Source organism: Paraburkholderia terrae (assembly GCF_002902925.1).
Classification (GTDB): Bacteria; Pseudomonadota; Gammaproteobacteria; order Burkholderiales; family Burkholderiaceae; genus Paraburkholderia; species Paraburkholderia terrae.
The window spans coordinates 298393-312108 of the sequence record NZ_CP026112.1 but is presented as its reverse complement, the minus strand read 5'-3'; the positions used below and the strand labels follow the sequence as shown (position 1 = coordinate 312108).

Sequence of the window (13716 nt, the reverse complement as noted above, 5' to 3'; positions counted from 1 at the left end):
TCTCAATTTTGTAATCATCAGACGGACTGAGCACCTATCCAGGTGAATAGGTGTTTTTTTTATCCGAAATGCATACGGTTTCCTGCGTACCGCGACCAACGTAAGGAGCACACCATGCATACGGCGATTCGAATTGGCACACGGCAAGAGTTCGACAACAACCACATCAACGAGATGTACCGGCTGCGCGCCCGCGTCTTTCGGGACCGGATGGGATGGGACGTTCCGACCATCGCCGGGATGGAGATCGACGGCTACGACGCGCTCGGGCCGTACTACATGCTCATTCAGGACGCCGACCGCGCCGTGCGCGGCTGCTGGCGACTGATGCCGACGGAAGGCCCGAACATGCTGAAGGACACCTTCCCGCAGTTACTCGACGGCCACGACGCGCCAATCGGACGGCATATATGGGAACTGAGCCGCTTTGCTATCGAAACGGATGGAGAGCAAACGTTTGGCTTTGCAGATTTGACGATGCACGCGATCCACGAACTGGTGACTTTCGCGGACCGGATGGGTATCACGCGCTATGTGACCGTCACGACAACGTCGATCGAGCGGCTGCTGCGGCGCACGGGTATCGAGGTGACGCGGTTGGGGCCGCCCGTGAGAATCGGCGTCGAACGCACGATCGCGCTCGACATCACCGTCGACGCGATTCGCGCGGCCGTCTGCAAGCCGATGCCCGTGGCGGCTTGAGTTTGAGCCTGAGGGGGGACTAGCTGCGCCGGAACGTGATGTGCGAGATCCGGCGCACGAGCAGCGCCGCCGCCAGCGCGGCGCAGCCCGTCAGCACGACGCCGATGTGGATCGACTGCACCAGCACGTGACGCGCGGCGTCGAACAGCGCCGGCCCTTCGAGGCCGGCGCGTTTCAGCTCGATCAGCAGCGAGTCGCGCAGGTTTTCGTCGACGAGAATGCGCGGGTCGGCGAGCTTCGGCCGCCACGCCGACGCGACGGTTTCGCCGAGCACGCGTAGCGACTCTTCCACGCCGGACGCATAGCGCCGGTTCACGATCGTCGCGACGATGCTGGTGCCGAGCATGCCGCCCACCATGCGCGTCGATTGCAGCAGCGCCGTCGTGATACCGAAGCGCTCGCGGCCGGCAATCTCCTGGCCGAACACGTTCAGGTTGTTGAGGATGAAACCGAGGCCAATGCCGACGGCCGCCATCGACAGTTCGAGATAGAGATGCGGCGTCGCGGGCGTGGCGAGCGCGATACCCACCGACGCGGCCACCAGCAAACTGAAGCCGATCGTCAGAATCGCCGTCGGGCGCTTCATGTGAATCACGATGCGCGTGTTGATCATGCTGCCGAGGGCAATGCATGCGGCAATCGGCGTCGCGAGCAGGCCGGCCTGCTGCGGCGAGAGCCCGAAACCGCCTTGCAGCAGCAGCGGCGCGAAAAAGATCAGCGAGAACATCACGAAACCCGACAGCACCGACAGCGTGAAAAGTGTCACAAGCTGCGGGTCCTTGAACAGATCGAGCGGCACGATCGGGTGCGTCGCGCGGCGCTCGCAGACCAGCAGCGCCGCCGTACCCGCGATAACCGACGCGGCGAGAATCAGGTTGCCCGTGGTCAGGCCATCCTTCGGCACGGCTTCGATGAAAGTCTGAAGTCCGCCGAGCACCAGCGCGACGAGCGCGGCGCCCGCCCAGTCGATCCGCACGTCGCCGGTGCGCTCGCGCCGGTAGTACGGCAGATGCGCCCAGATGAAGTACAGCGCGAGCGCGCCGACGGGCAGATTGACGAGGAACGTCGAACGCCAGCCGAATTGCTCGCTGAGCCAGCCGCCCAGCGACGGCCCTGCCGCCGTGCCGATTCCGTATGCGGCCGCCAGCACCACCTGCCATCGCACTCGCGTGCGCGGGTCGGGAAAGAGATCGGGAATCGACGCGAACGCGGTGCCGACCATCATCCCGCCGCCCACGCCCTGCAGGCCGCGCGCGAACACCAGAAACGGCATGCTGGAAGCGAGGCCGCACAGTGCCGACGCCACGGTAAAGACGATCACGGCCGTAATCACGAAATACTTGCGGCCGAAGTAGTCGCCGAGACGCCCGAACACGGGCACGGTGACCACGGAGGCAAGCAGATAGGCACTCGCAATCCACGCGTAATACTCGAAACCGTGCAGTTCGACGACGATCGACGGCAATGCCGTGCTGACCACCGTCTGATCGAGCGCGACCAGCATGTTGACGAGACCAATGCCAAGCATGGCCAGCAGCGCGTCGCGAAAAACCAGGGGACGGGAAGGATTCACTTCTTTGCGATGCGGCGCAGCGCGCGCCGCATTTTCAGATCAGGGGGAGAGGGAACAGGGCCGCAAGCACAACGCAACGGCCCGGCAAGGCGGAAAAAGTCAGGAGCCGAACATCCGGTCGCGCGCATGCTCGAGATGCAAGCGCATCGCCTGACCGGCCGCGGCTGCGTCCTTGCTGCGGATCGCGTCGAGCACGGCCAGGTGCTCGGCCTGCACGAGCCGCTGGCGTTCGAGCGTCTTCACCAGCGACAGGTTGCGCGACAGATTCATGCTGAACACGATCTGCTCTTCGATGAACGACATCATCGTGATGAAGAACTGGTTCTTCGACGCCCGCGCAACCGCGAGGTGAAACGCAAAGTCGTCCTTCGCGCCGATGCCCTGCGTTTCGATCACGCGCTCCAGTTCGTCCCATGCATGCTGGATCGCGGCGATGTCGTCGGCTTCGGCCATTTGCGCGGCCAGTTCGGCAGCGCCCGACTCCGTCACGATGCGAAAGTCGTAGCAGCGGCGAATGTCGGAGAGCGTCTCCAGCGGCGCGAAACGGCGCACGTCGGGGTCCGGACGGCGCGCGACCGTCGTGCCCGAGCCGTGCCGCGTCACGATGATGCCGTCCGCGCGCAGCCTCGCGAGCGCCTCGCGCACTGTCGGCCGCGACGTCTCGAAGCGTTCCGCGAGGGCATGCTCGGTCGGCAGGCGTTCGCCTTCCTTGTATTCGCCTTCGAGAATGCGGTTCAGGATGTCGCCGTAGATCTTGTCCGGCAGACCTGTCGATTTGCGCTCGTTCATCGTCGAGAGAAGCGGCTTGTCAGAGTAGATTTGAATTGTAAGGCAAATAACGCGGGCTACCGGGCGAAATAACGGCTCATTCCAGCCAGAAGACGCGTGGTAGCACGCACGCCGCCAGTATGACCGACCTCGCGTCTGACGGCAAAATTTGACAAATGTTTGATTGACATCTGCATTCCCGCCGACCAAAGCACGCCCTTTTCGTCGATCATTTATGCTGCAAGCGCAATCCGGACCCATTCATACCGCTTTCACGGGGCCCGCGCAGGCGGAACACGGCGGCGCGACGCTCTCCACGACACGGAGGCTTCATGTACACACGCATCCTGGTTGCCGTCGACGGCAGCAACACGTCGCGCCGCGCGTTCGACGGCGCCCTGAATCTGGCCAGCAAACTGGGCGCGACGCTGCGCGCGTTCTACGCGGTCGAAAACACGCCGATGTACTTCGACGCGCCCGGCTACGATCCGTCCATCTTGCGCAACCGGCTCGTCGAGCAGGGCAAGGAGCTGACGGCCGAACTGTCGGCGGCGATGCGCGCGCAGGGGGTATCGGGCGATATCGCGGTGGGCGAGGCGTCGTCGCTCGACGACGTGCCAACGCTCGTGCTGCGCGCCGCCGCCGATTTCAACGCCGACCTGATCATCATGGGCACGCATGGCCGGCGCGGCATGCAGCGGCTGATTCTGGGCAGCGTAGCCGAGCGCTGCGTGCGTCAATCGACATTACCCGTGCTGCTGATTCCGTCCGCTGCGGGCGGCGGCGAAGCTGAGGAAGAAGCCAAGGCCTGAGCGTCGCGCGCGAAACGAAGCCTGACGCCGCTCAACAACGCGATCGCTTGCGACGCGTCATTTTGCCGCCTGGTTGCGCGCGCATCGAGTGGGACAATCGGTTGTCACCCTTTTTAACGCCGGTTGGTCCCATGCTCAATCCCATCGCAGTTACCGCCGCTGTCGCCCCTGCCCGCGCTGTCCGCCGCAGCCCCGCCTCCTCCACGCAGCGCGCCGTGCGCAGCGCTGCACGCTGTTCGTCGTGCGCGATGCGGCATCTGTGCATGCCGCAAGGCGTGGCCGCCAATGAAATGCCGCAGCTCGAAGCGCTGATCTGCTCGGCGCGCCCGGTACGTCGCGGCGAGGCGCTCTATCGCGCGGGCGATTCGTTCGACAGTCTGTACGCCGTGCGCTCGGGATCGCTGAAGACGGTGATGGCGCATCGCGATGGCCGCGAGCAGGTCACGGGCTTGAGGATCGCGGGCGAAGCGCTCGGCCTCGACGGCATCAGCAGCGACCAGCACGCGTGCAGCGCCGTCGCGCTCGAAGACAGCTCGGTGTGCATCATCCCTTACGCGGCGCTCAAGCATCTGTGCCGCGAGGTCAGTTCGATGCAGGAACGGCTGCACAAGCTGATGGGCGAGCAGATCGTGCGCGAGGCCGCGCAGATGATGGTGCTCGGCTCGTTGAGCGCCGACGAGCGTGTCGCCGCGTTTCTGCTCGATATCTCCGAGCGCAATGCGCAGCGCGGTTATTCGTCGGCGGAATTCAATCTGCGGATGACGCGCGAAGACATGGGCAGCTACCTCGGCATGACGCTCGAAACGGTGAGCCGCACCCTGTCAAGATTTCAAAAGCGCGGACTGATCGACGCACAAGGCCGCCTCATTCATATCGTCGATCCCGAAGGCTTACGCCAGGTCGGCGCCTCGCCGAACGCCTGATCCGCCAGGGTCCGCCGCGCGGCTTCGTCTCGCACGACGCCCGCGCGCATCCGCCTGGCACGTCTCCTGCGCCTGCGGTACAGTTCAAGATTATTCTTCTCGGCGAGAGTCGGGTCTTCGGCACCCCGCACTCGTCTCGTGCAAAGATGCTTGCTGTCCCCACGAGGAGACCCGGCGAATGAACCGCGACCCCGCACCGCACCACCCGCTGGCCGAACGTCTCATCGACGCGCGCCGCGTGACCGACGCCCTGTTCTCGGTTGTCAAACCCGAATACCTCTATGACCGGCCGATTCGCGAGCGCCACCGGATCGTGTTCTACATCGGCCATCTCGAAGCCTTCGACCGCAATCTCTTCGACGAACGCCTGTGCCCGCTGCCCGCGTTCGCGCCGGAACTCGACAGGTTGTTCGCGTTCGGCATCGACCCCGTCGACGGCGGCTTTCCAACCGATCAACCTTCCGATTGGCCTTCGATCGACGCCGTGCGCGACTATGCGAACAAGGCGCGCGCGCAGATCGACAGTCGTCTCGCCGCTTACGAGTTCGGCCGCGGCGGCATGGCAACGGGCTCGCCCGAGCAGCTCATGCATGTCGCCATCGAACACCGCTTGATGCACGCGGAAACGCTCGCGTACATGCTGCATCAGTTGCCGCTGGAGATGAAGGCCGCGCCGCCGGGCGTCACGTCCGCCGCGCAATACGCGCGCAACGTCGAAGCGACGCCGATGGTGCGCGTGCCGGCCGGTGAAGCCGTGCTCGGCATGAAGAAGGAAGATGGCCGCTTCGGTTGGGACAACGAATTCGGCGAGCAGCGCGTGCAGGTCGAAGCGTTCGAGATCGATCGCTACATGGTGACCAACGCGCAATTCCGCGAGTTCATCGACGCAGGCGGCTATCGCAATCGCGCTTACTGGAACGACAAGGACTGGGCGTGGAAGGAAGCCGAGGGCGTCGCGCATCCCGTGACGTGGTCGCAGAATGCTAACGGCCAGTGGACCCTGCGCACGATGTTCGAAGATATCGCACTGCCGCCCGATTGGCCCGCCTACGTGAGCCATGCGGAAGCGAGCGCGTACGCGCGCTGGGCCGGCAAGGCGTTGCCCACGGAAGCACAGTGGCAGCGCGCTGCGCAAGGCGTGCCGAATGCACCATCGGGTAACTACGATTTCCGCAGCTGGGACCCGCAAGCCGTCGATGCGTCGCCGGACAATGTCAGCGCGTTTGGCGTCGAAGGCCAGTTCGGCAATGGGTGGGAATGGACGTCATCGTTATTTGACGCGCTGCCGGGCTTCGAGGCGTTTCCGTTCTATCTCGGCTATTCGGCCAATTTCTACGACGGACAGCATTACGTGTTGAAGGGCGGTTCGGCTCGCACCGCGCAATGCATGATCCGGCCGACGTTCCGCAACTGGTTTCAGCCGCGGTATCAGCATGTGTATGCGGGGTTCAGGTGCGTCAAGGCTTCTGACAGATAAAGCATAAGTTGTCGAACACGCCCGGATGTCTAGCGCATCCGGGAGACCGCCTTGAGAATGGAATCACCATCGCTTGTGACATGAGCCCGTGGGCGTCCTGAAGCGAGGTTTTCCAATGAGATGAGTTGGCGCTGAAGGAGCGTGTCGAGCTCGGCGCGGCCCAGTTCGATCTGATCCGGCGCATCCTTGATGAGCATCAAGGTGGCGAATTCGTGTGGACTCAACATACCGTCTCCTCGATTGAGTCTGTCTGCGCAGGGCAGCATTCCTTACCCTCTCCGCCCGGCGAAATAAACGACGTCGGCTCGCTGACACGCAGCAAGCCGACTGCCAGTTCAACTACGCTCCTTTAGTGGTTCATCTGCTGGATGCCCGCCACTCGCCACGCCTGGTCGCCCTGTGCGTTCCTGACGATGTTCCAGATCTCCTGGAACGGTTGGGCCGTCGGTGCGTCGTCCTCCCGCATTTGACCGTAAAAGCGAACGCTGACCAGTGTTTCATTCGCGTTGCTCTCCGAGCCCACCACCTCGGCATCGAGCTGCGTGACTTCCGTCACGCTCGGCTCGCGGCCCCGGGCTTCCAGATCCATCTTGAGTTGCCTGAACATGTCCGGCGTCGTCAACTCGAACAGGTCACCCTGTTCGTTCCTGTCCCACGCGCCTTGGAGACGCATGAACAGGGTCTTTGCCGATACCAGAAAGGCCGCCTGATCGGCCCCGAGCGCGAGTCCCGGTGCCTGCACAGCGCCTGCAGCGCCCATCGAACCCATCGCTGCACGCGGCCAGCCCGTGGGCGTCGCTTCAGGCCGCGCTTGCCCGATCTGATTGAGAAACTGTGAGCCGTTCGTTTGTTGCCGGTTCGCGGCACCATGTCCATAAGCCAGATCCGGACGACGCCGGTTGGCGATAAAGCGGAACAGCATCACGCCGGCGAAAACCACCAGCCCAATGAGCAGCGCATTCGACAGCATTTGCGCGAGCCCTTCACCCAGCCCAAACGACGACAGCAACGCCGCAATGCCAAGGCCGGCGGCGAGGCCGGCGAGCGGGCCCATCCAGCGGTTACCTGCCGCGGCAGCAGGCGCCTGCGTTGCCTGTTGCGCCGGCTGGGCTTGCTGGCGTTGTTGAGTCTGCCCGGACGGCGACGCCGACTGCGACTGGCGCCCGATGCTTTGACTGCCGCCCACCCGCTTCGCCTCGGCATCATTCGACGCCACCGCGCCGAGGGCAAGCAGTCCCGCCAGACCGAGCGCTGCCGTCCCGCGCGTTACCGCACCGGCAGCACGTCGAAGGTGATTGACGAATTGCATGAACATAAAAATACCTCTTTTGGTAAGTCCGGGGCTGCCCGGATCGCGCTCTTCATAGTCGCGCGGAAAACATTACGAACAGTAATATTATTGGGTCGTCAAACGCGCGGCTGTTGGGCCTGCAAACCGTTATGGCCGACGTGAAAACTGTTGCCGTGGATGTAATGCTCCAGTTGCCGGATCGTGTGTTCCTGCTCGGTAATCAGGTTCTTGATCAGGTCGCCGATCGACACCATCCCGATCACCTGCCCCGCCGTAATCACGGGCAGATAACGAATCCGATGCTCGGTCATGATCGCCATGCATTCGTCGGTCGTGTGCTGAGGGCTGACATGGCGCACCTCTGTCGACATGATGTCGCGCACCGGCGTATTCCTTGATGAGCGGTCCATCAGAACGATTTTCCGCGCGTAATCCCGCTCCGTGACGATACCGGCCAGGCGTCCTTCGTTTGCGACGATCAGTGCTCCCACCTGCCGGTGCGCCATGATCGCGATCGCGTCGTAGACGGATGCGGACGCGTGGGTGGACCACACTGTCTGGGAATCTTTTGAACGAAGAAATTGCGCAACCGATGCCATATGTCACCTCTGTCAGTAGTCGTTAGCCGCTCACCGGCGTCTAGGTGCGAGGCTTCAATCTAACCGAACCCGAGTGAACATAAAATTCGTATTTTTGTTGCCAATACTTCGAAAAAACCGTAGCGTTGACTGACCAATGGAGGAGGCGTGAACTTCAAGCATCTGCATTACTTTTGGGTGGCGGCGCACGCGGGAGGGATCGTCCGCGCTGGCGAGCAGTTGCACATCTCGCCGCAAACGCTCAGCGGCCAGATCAAACTGCTCGAAGAAGCACTGGATAAAAAACTGTTCAGAAAGAGCGGGCGCACGCTCGAATTGACGGATGCTGGCCGGCTGGTGCTCGACTACGCGGACGAAATATTCTCGCTGGGCTCGGAACTCGAGAGCGCGATGCGGCGCGAGAGCGAATCCGGCGCACAAATGCGGTTTCGGGTCGGGATCGCGGATTCAGTTCCGAAGGCAATTGCGTACCGGCTGCTGGAACCCGCGCTGGGCGCGCCCGTGTCGCTGCGCATGATCTGTCACGAAGGCAAGCTGCATGCGCTGCTCGCGCAACTGGCCGTGCATCGTCTCGACCTGATCATCGCGGATGCCCCCATTCCCGCCGACGTCAACATCAAGGCGTTCAATCACCGGCTCGGCCGTTCGACGCTGAGCTGCTTCGGCGCGGAGACGCTGGTCCAAACCGCCAGGAAACGCTTCCCGTTGTCGCTCGGTCAGTTGCCGGTGCTGCTGCCCGGCACGGAATCCGCCGTGCGCCGCAAGCTGGATCACTGGCTGGCGTCACATGCCATTTCGCCGCGCATCGTCGGCGAATTCGACGACGGGGCGATGACCATGGCGTTCGGCCGCGAGGGCCGCGGCCTGCTGTTCGCGCCAACCGCGCTGGAGAGCCAGTTACAGGCAGAGCACAAACTGACGATGGTGGGGCAGATCAACACCATCGTCGAAGAGTTCTTCGCGATCTCGATTGAGCGCCGCATCAGTCATCCGGCGGTCGCGATGATCATGGACGCGGCGCGAAGCGAGTTGTTCAATGGTTAGCCCTTCTGCAGGCCCTGAACGACTTCGGAACCGCTGACTCTAAAGATCAGGGCCCTTCGGCCTCACGTATGAGCCTCTGCGAATTGAACCCATAGAAAACGGACTCAGCGCTATTTGTCCATGCCTCGTTGCGCCGTCGCCAGTCGTTCGAACTGGACTCGAGGCGAGGAGTACGCAAATGATCAAGCTCGTTCGTTTTCTGGTCGCTGCCGCGCTCGGCGCGGGGTCGGCCGGCTTCGCGCAGGCGGGTGGTGTGTCCGTCGGCGTCGGCATAGGCATTGGTGTGCCCGGCTTCGTGTATGCCAGTCCGCCCGTCGTCTATGCGCCGCCGCCCGTCATCTATGGACCGCCGGTGATATATGGACCGCGCCCCTGGCCCGGATACTATCGTTATCCTTATTGGTACGGCGGATATCGAGGCTATTACGGCCGCGGCTACTATGGCCCTGGCTACTACTATAGACGTGGTTACTACGGGTATCGCGGCTGGCGCCACTAGATGCGCCGCGAGCGCAACGCTCACTGCGCCTCGCCACCGGCCATCGACTGAATGATGGTCGCGAGCTGCCTGCTCATCGGCAGGTCGAGGCTGGTGCCCGAGGGCAGGCGGCGCAAGAACCAGCGCTTGTACTGGCGATCGATTTCTCCATCCGCCGCAAGCTCCTGGAAAGTATCCCTCACCACTTGCGCGAGTTGCGGGTCGTCCTTGCGGAACATGATGCCGTACGGGTCATAGGACAGATAATCGCCGACAACGCGGAACTCGCCGCCCGCACGGGCATGCTCCGCGATCAAGCCATACAGCAGCACGTCATCGGTGGCGAAGGCGTCGGCCTTTCCGTCGGCCACCTGCGCGAAGCCCTGCGCGTGGTCAGGCACCACCTGCAATTGAATCCCGAGCCTGAATTTCGCGTCCAGATCGCGCAGCGCCTTCTCGTTCGTGGTGCCGGCCGTCACCGCGACCTTCCTGCCAGCGAGGTCGCGGAATGAGCCGATGGGCGAACCCTTCTTGACCATCACCTTGGTGCCGGCCACGAAAATGATCGGCGAGAAGGCCACCCGTTTCTGGCGCTCCACGTTGCTGGTCGTGGAGCCGCATTCCAGATCGACCCGGCCGCTGACCACCGCGTCAATGCGGTTCTCGGGCGTGACGGGCACCCACTGGATGGTCAGGGTCCGGTTGACCGCGTCCCCGATCGCCGACACGAGTGCCTTGCACAGCTCGATCGAATAGCCGATTGGCTCGTTGCGCACGTTCAGATACGAAAACGGCACCGACGACTCGCGGTAGCCCAGCGCGATGGTGCCCGACTCCCGCACCTTGGACAGCGTGCCCGTCAGCGCGACGGGTGCAACGCTGTCGGGCCCCAGGCGGGATGACTGCGCGTCCTCCTGCGCCCGCACTGCGGCACCGGCAACCAGCAGCCCCGCGATCGCCAGCATCGACCAGAATCGCCGCGTCTTCATGGCCCCGTCCCCGTCAGCTTTCTGCCGGATGGGCGAGCGTCGCGCCAAGCTCGGCGTCGATACGCGCCGCGTTGGCCGCGGCGTCGGCTTCTGACAGCAGTTCCCCTTCCCACTTGCCGACCACCGCGCTCGCGATCGAGTTGCCCACCGCGTTCGTCGCCGAACGGCCCATGTCGAGGAACGTATCCACGCCCAGGATCAGCAGCAACCCGGCTTCGGGGATGCCGAACTGGTTGAGCGTGGCGGCGATCACCACCAGCGAAGCGCGCGGCACGCCAGCCATGCCTTTGGACGTCAGCATCAGGATCAGCAGCATCGTCAGTTGCGTACCCAGCGAGAGGTGCATGTTGTACGCCTGGGCGATGAACAACGTCGCGAACGTGCAATACATCATCGAGCCGTCAAGGTTGAACGAGTACCCCATTGGCATCACGAAGCTGGAAATCTTGCGATTCACGCCGAAACGGTCGAGCGCGTCGAGGATCTTCGGATAAGCGGCCTCGGAACTCGCGGTCGCGAAGGAAAGCATGAATGCCTCCTTGATCAGCGCCAGTAGCTTGAACACGCGCGGCCCGAGGAACACGAAGCCGGCCGCCGTGAGCACCGCCCACAACAGGAAAAGGCTGAGGTAGAAGTCGCCCATGAAAACCGCGAACTTCAACAGGATGGTCAGCCCGTTGACGGCCACGGTAGCGGCCATCGCCGCCAGCACCGCCAGCGGCGCGAGCTTCATCACGTAGCCGGTGATCTTGAGCATGACGTGCGAGAGCTGGTCGATCGCGGCCACGAGCACCTTGCCCTTCTCGCCCAGCGCGGCGAGCGCGATGCCGAAGAACATCGAGAACACGACGATCTGCAGGATTTCGTTGTTGGCCATCGACTCGGCGAAGGACCTGGGGACCATGTGGCCGACGAAGTCCTTGAGCGTGAACTTGGCGGTGGCCAGGTTCGCCGACGCGCCGATGTCGGGCAGCGGCAGGCCGAGATTCTCGCCGGGCCTGAGCAGATTGGACATCAACAGGCCGAGCAGCAGCGAGACCAGCGAGGCGGTGACGAACCAGCCGAGCGCTTTCGCGAATACGCGTCCGACCGAGGCCGCGTCGCCCATGTGCGCAATGCCGACGACGAGCGTCGAGAAGACGAGCGGGCCGATCACCATCTTGATCAGACGCAGGAACACGTCCGACACCAGCGAGATGTAGCCCGCGATCTCCGTAGCAGCCTTCTTGTCAGGAAAGCTCGTGTAGATCATGTAGCCGATCCCGATGCCCACCAGCATCGCAATCAGAATCCAGATGGCCGCGGCATTTTTTCTGTTCATCTCGAAGCCTCCATTCACCACGTGTATTTGCGGCTGGAAAGGTCGAAACAGGATGCGCCAGGTGTTACCCGGATGCTGTCTACTGGGGGCTGCGCCCACGGTTTGTCGGGCCCGTGAACCGTGGCCCGTCCCGACAGCTTACGGTAGGTCGTCGAATAGTTAGAGTGTAGCCTAGTCGCTCATCCAGAGTCGACGATCTAACGGCGCAGACCTCCATCGCAGGCAAAGGGCGGGCAACGAGGCGCCGCCGTCAACCAGCATCCCCCTCGGTCAACTGCGGCGGAAAGACAACGGCCTGTCTCGGCTGAGTCAGCATCGACGGTTGCAGAATTTCGTCGAGTTGCGCCCGGCTCAGCAAACCCTTCTCGATGACGATCTCGGCGACGCTTCTCCCCGACGCGAGCGCCTCCTGTGCCACCTGCGTCGCGTTGGTATAGCCGATATAAGGATTGAGCGCCGTCACGATGCCGATCGAGTTCTCGACGAGCGCGTGAAGCCTGTCACGATTCGCCGTGATCCCGTCGACGCATCTCGAAGCAAGCGTGAGGCATCCCGCGCGCAGGTGTGCAACGCTCTTGAAGAGGCTGTGCGCAATGAGCGGCTCGAACGCATTCAATTGCAGTTGACCGGCTTCCGCCGCAAAGCTCACCGTCACGTCGTTGCCGATGACTTCAAAGGCGATCTGGTTGACGACCTCCGGAATGACCGGGTTGACCTTGCCAGGCATGATGCTGGAGCCAGCCTGCACAGGCGGCAGATTGATTTCACCAAAACCCGCGCGCGGACCGCTCGAAAGCAGCCGAAGGTCGTTACACGTCTTGGAGAGTTTGATGGCAACACGCTTGAGTACGCCCGACAACTGGACGAACGAGCCCACGTCTTGTGTCGCCTCGACGAGATTGGGTGACGTGATGACGGGTATGCCCGTGATACTCGCAAGATGCCGGCACGCGAGTGCAGCGTACTCGGGCGACGTGTTGATCCCGGTGCCAATGGCCGTTGCGCCGAGGTTGATCTCGCAGATCAGCTTTGACGCTTCCGTGAGCCGATCTTCGTCTTCTCCAAGCATGACCGCAAAAGTGCTGAACTCCTGACCGAGCGTCATGGGAACGGCGTCCTGCAGTTGCGTTCGCCCCATCTTGAGATCGTCGCGGAATTCCTCAGCCTTGCGTTCGAACGAGTGACGCAAGATACCCATCGCATGGACCAGCTGAACGATCCCCATGTACGTCGCGATCTTCAACGCGGTCGGGTACACGTCATTCGTGCTTTGACCGAGATTGACGTCTTCATTGGGATGCAGCAGCGCGTAGTCGCCGCGCTGGTGGCCAAGATGTTCCAACGCCAGATTGGCGATCACTTCGTTCGCGTTCATGTTGGTCGACGTGCCCGCGCCGCCCTGAATGACGTCCACCACGAACTGGTCATGCGCCGTACCGTTGCGGATCTCCCGACACGCGTGAACAATCGCCTTCATCTTGTGTTCCGCAAGCAGGCCGAGGTCGTGGTTGGCCATGGCTGCCGCCTCTTTCACGCTCGCCAGCGCATTGACGAGATTCGGATACGTCGAGATCGGGATGCCGGTGATCGGGAAATTGACGAGTGCCCGAAGGGTATGCACGCCGTAGTAGGCGTCATTCGGCACAGGGAGGTCGCCGAGAAGATCGTGCTCGATGCGTTCATTGGACGTGGACATCGTGTTGCTCCGTTAGCGTGTCAGGGATGGTTCGATGACAGGA

The 13716-nt window shown here is 62.8% G+C and carries 15 protein-coding genes; 6 read left to right on the top strand and 9 right to left on the bottom strand.

Translation table 11 applies throughout. The features are described from left to right. Positions 1-114 precede the first annotated feature (114 nt). Positions 115-702 carry an acyl-homoserine-lactone synthase gene (locus C2L65_RS17550; protein ID WP_042315066.1) on the top strand — a complete coding sequence of 196 codons (588 nt, stop codon included), beginning with the start codon at positions 115-117 and terminating at the stop codon, positions 700-702. Positions 703-721: 19 nt separating this feature from the next. Here the strand turns inward: C2L65_RS17550 and C2L65_RS17545 are convergent, their stop codons facing one another. From C2L65_RS17545 to C2L65_RS46390, 3 genes are all read right to left on the bottom strand, one after another. Further along, positions 722-2230: an MFS transporter gene (locus tag C2L65_RS17545; protein ID WP_042315065.1), complete on the bottom strand. Its 1509-nt coding sequence runs from the start codon at positions 2228-2230 to the stop codon at positions 722-724. Between the two features lie 144 nt (positions 2231-2374). Next, positions 2375-3064 carry a FadR/GntR family transcriptional regulator gene (locus C2L65_RS17540; protein WP_036000061.1) on the bottom strand — a complete coding sequence of 230 codons (690 nt, stop codon included), beginning with the start codon at positions 3062-3064 and terminating at the stop codon, positions 2375-2377. Between the two features lie 56 nt (positions 3065-3120). Further along, on the bottom strand, positions 3121-3276 hold the full coding sequence (locus C2L65_RS46390) for a hypothetical protein (RefSeq protein WP_156132404.1): 156 nt from the start codon (positions 3274-3276) through the stop codon (positions 3121-3123). Between the two features lie 99 nt (positions 3277-3375). On the opposite strand from C2L65_RS46390, the gene C2L65_RS17535 reads away from it, so the two are divergent. From C2L65_RS17535 to C2L65_RS17525, 3 genes are all read left to right on the top strand, one after another. Beyond that, entirely contained in the window at positions 3376-3855 is a 480-nt protein-coding gene (locus C2L65_RS17535) for a universal stress protein (protein WP_042315064.1), read from the top strand. 248 nt (positions 3856-4103) lie between these two features. Continuing rightward, positions 4104-4778, top strand: coding sequence for a helix-turn-helix domain-containing protein (locus C2L65_RS17530; RefSeq protein WP_042315076.1), 675 nt, complete (start codon positions 4104-4106; stop codon positions 4776-4778). Positions 4779-4956: 178 nt separating this feature from the next. Beyond that, a complete protein-coding gene (locus C2L65_RS17525; RefSeq protein WP_042315063.1) occupies positions 4957-6255 on the top strand; it encodes an SUMF1/EgtB/PvdO family nonheme iron enzyme in 1299 nt (432 codons plus the stop codon). A 29-nt stretch (positions 6256-6284) separates the two neighbouring features. Here C2L65_RS17525 and C2L65_RS17520 read toward each other — a convergent pair whose 3' ends face one another. From C2L65_RS17520 to C2L65_RS17510, 3 genes are all read right to left on the bottom strand, one after another. Further along, positions 6285-6482, bottom strand: coding sequence for a hypothetical protein (locus C2L65_RS17520; RefSeq protein WP_007586642.1), 198 nt, complete (start codon positions 6480-6482; stop codon positions 6285-6287). A 122-nt stretch (positions 6483-6604) separates the two neighbouring features. Then, positions 6605-7570 carry a Tim44 domain-containing protein gene (locus C2L65_RS17515; RefSeq protein ID WP_042315062.1) on the bottom strand — a complete coding sequence of 322 codons (966 nt, stop codon included), beginning with the start codon at positions 7568-7570 and terminating at the stop codon, positions 6605-6607. A 92-nt stretch (positions 7571-7662) separates the two neighbouring features. After that, positions 7663-8145, bottom strand: a complete 483-nt coding sequence (locus C2L65_RS17510; protein WP_042315061.1) for a CBS domain-containing protein — start codon at positions 8143-8145, stop codon at positions 7663-7665. Between the two features lie 147 nt (positions 8146-8292). Here C2L65_RS17510 and nhaR point away from each other — a divergent pair, with 147 nt between their 5' ends. Together nhaR and C2L65_RS17500 are read left to right on the top strand one after the other, a co-directional pair. After that, the gene (gene nhaR, locus C2L65_RS17505) at positions 8293-9189 is read left to right on the top strand and encodes a transcriptional activator NhaR (RefSeq protein ID WP_042315060.1); all 897 of its coding nucleotides are present in this window, start codon (positions 8293-8295) and stop codon (positions 9187-9189) included. Positions 9190-9367: 178 nt separating this feature from the next. Beyond that, positions 9368-9688, top strand: a complete 321-nt coding sequence (locus C2L65_RS17500) for a hypothetical protein (RefSeq protein WP_042315059.1) — start codon at positions 9368-9370, stop codon at positions 9686-9688. A 20-nt stretch (positions 9689-9708) separates the two neighbouring features. Here the strand turns inward: C2L65_RS17500 and C2L65_RS17495 are convergent, their stop codons facing one another. The 3 genes from C2L65_RS17495 to aspA all read right to left on the bottom strand — a co-directional run bounded on the left by C2L65_RS17495 (position 9709) and on the right by aspA (position 13673). Beyond that, complete coding sequence (locus tag C2L65_RS17495; protein WP_042315058.1) at positions 9709-10656, bottom strand: amino acid ABC transporter substrate-binding protein; 948 nt, start codon at positions 10654-10656, stop codon at positions 9709-9711. A 13-nt stretch (positions 10657-10669) separates the two neighbouring features. Continuing rightward, positions 10670-11977: a dicarboxylate/amino acid:cation symporter gene (locus tag C2L65_RS17490; RefSeq protein WP_042315075.1), complete on the bottom strand. Its 1308-nt coding sequence runs from the start codon at positions 11975-11977 to the stop codon at positions 10670-10672. Positions 11978-12227: 250 nt separating this feature from the next. Continuing rightward, positions 12228-13673, bottom strand: a complete 1446-nt coding sequence (gene aspA, locus C2L65_RS17485) for an aspartate ammonia-lyase (RefSeq protein ID WP_042315057.1) — start codon at positions 13671-13673, stop codon at positions 12228-12230. Between the last annotated feature and the right edge of the window lie 43 nt (positions 13674-13716).

Coding starts and splice junctions, on each gene's coding strand:
- C2L65_RS17495 (WP_042315058.1), bottom strand. CDS start 10,656: ATGAAGACGCGGCGATTCTGGTCGATGCTGGCGATCGCGGGGCTGCTG.
- C2L65_RS17500 (WP_042315059.1), top strand. CDS start 9,368: ATGATCAAGCTCGTTCGTTTTCTGGTCGCTGCCGCGCTCGGCGCGGGG.
- C2L65_RS46390 (WP_156132404.1), bottom strand. CDS start 3,276: ATGATCGACGAAAAGGGCGTGCTTTGGTCGGCGGGAATGCAGATGTCA.
- C2L65_RS17520 (WP_007586642.1), bottom strand. CDS start 6,482: ATGTTGAGTCCACACGAATTCGCCACCTTGATGCTCATCAAGGATGCG.
- C2L65_RS17535 (WP_042315064.1), top strand. CDS start 3,376: ATGTACACACGCATCCTGGTTGCCGTCGACGGCAGCAACACGTCGCGC.
- C2L65_RS17540 (WP_036000061.1), bottom strand. CDS start 3,064: ATGAACGAGCGCAAATCGACAGGTCTGCCGGACAAGATCTACGGCGAC.
- C2L65_RS17515 (WP_042315062.1), bottom strand. CDS start 7,570: ATGTTCATGCAATTCGTCAATCACCTTCGACGTGCTGCCGGTGCGGTA.
- aspA (WP_042315057.1), bottom strand. CDS start 13,673: ATGTCCACGTCCAATGAACGCATCGAGCACGATCTTCTCGGCGACCTC.
- C2L65_RS17510 (WP_042315061.1), bottom strand. CDS start 8,145: ATGGCATCGGTTGCGCAATTTCTTCGTTCAAAAGATTCCCAGACAGTG.
- C2L65_RS17490 (WP_042315075.1), bottom strand. CDS start 11,977: ATGAACAGAAAAAATGCCGCGGCCATCTGGATTCTGATTGCGATGCTG.
- C2L65_RS17545 (WP_042315065.1), bottom strand. CDS start 2,230: ATGCTTGGCATTGGTCTCGTCAACATGCTGGTCGCGCTCGATCAGACG.
- C2L65_RS17525 (WP_042315063.1), top strand. CDS start 4,957: ATGAACCGCGACCCCGCACCGCACCACCCGCTGGCCGAACGTCTCATC.
- C2L65_RS17530 (WP_042315076.1), top strand. CDS start 4,104: ATGCGGCATCTGTGCATGCCGCAAGGCGTGGCCGCCAATGAAATGCCG.
- C2L65_RS17550 (WP_042315066.1), top strand. CDS start 115: ATGCATACGGCGATTCGAATTGGCACACGGCAAGAGTTCGACAACAAC.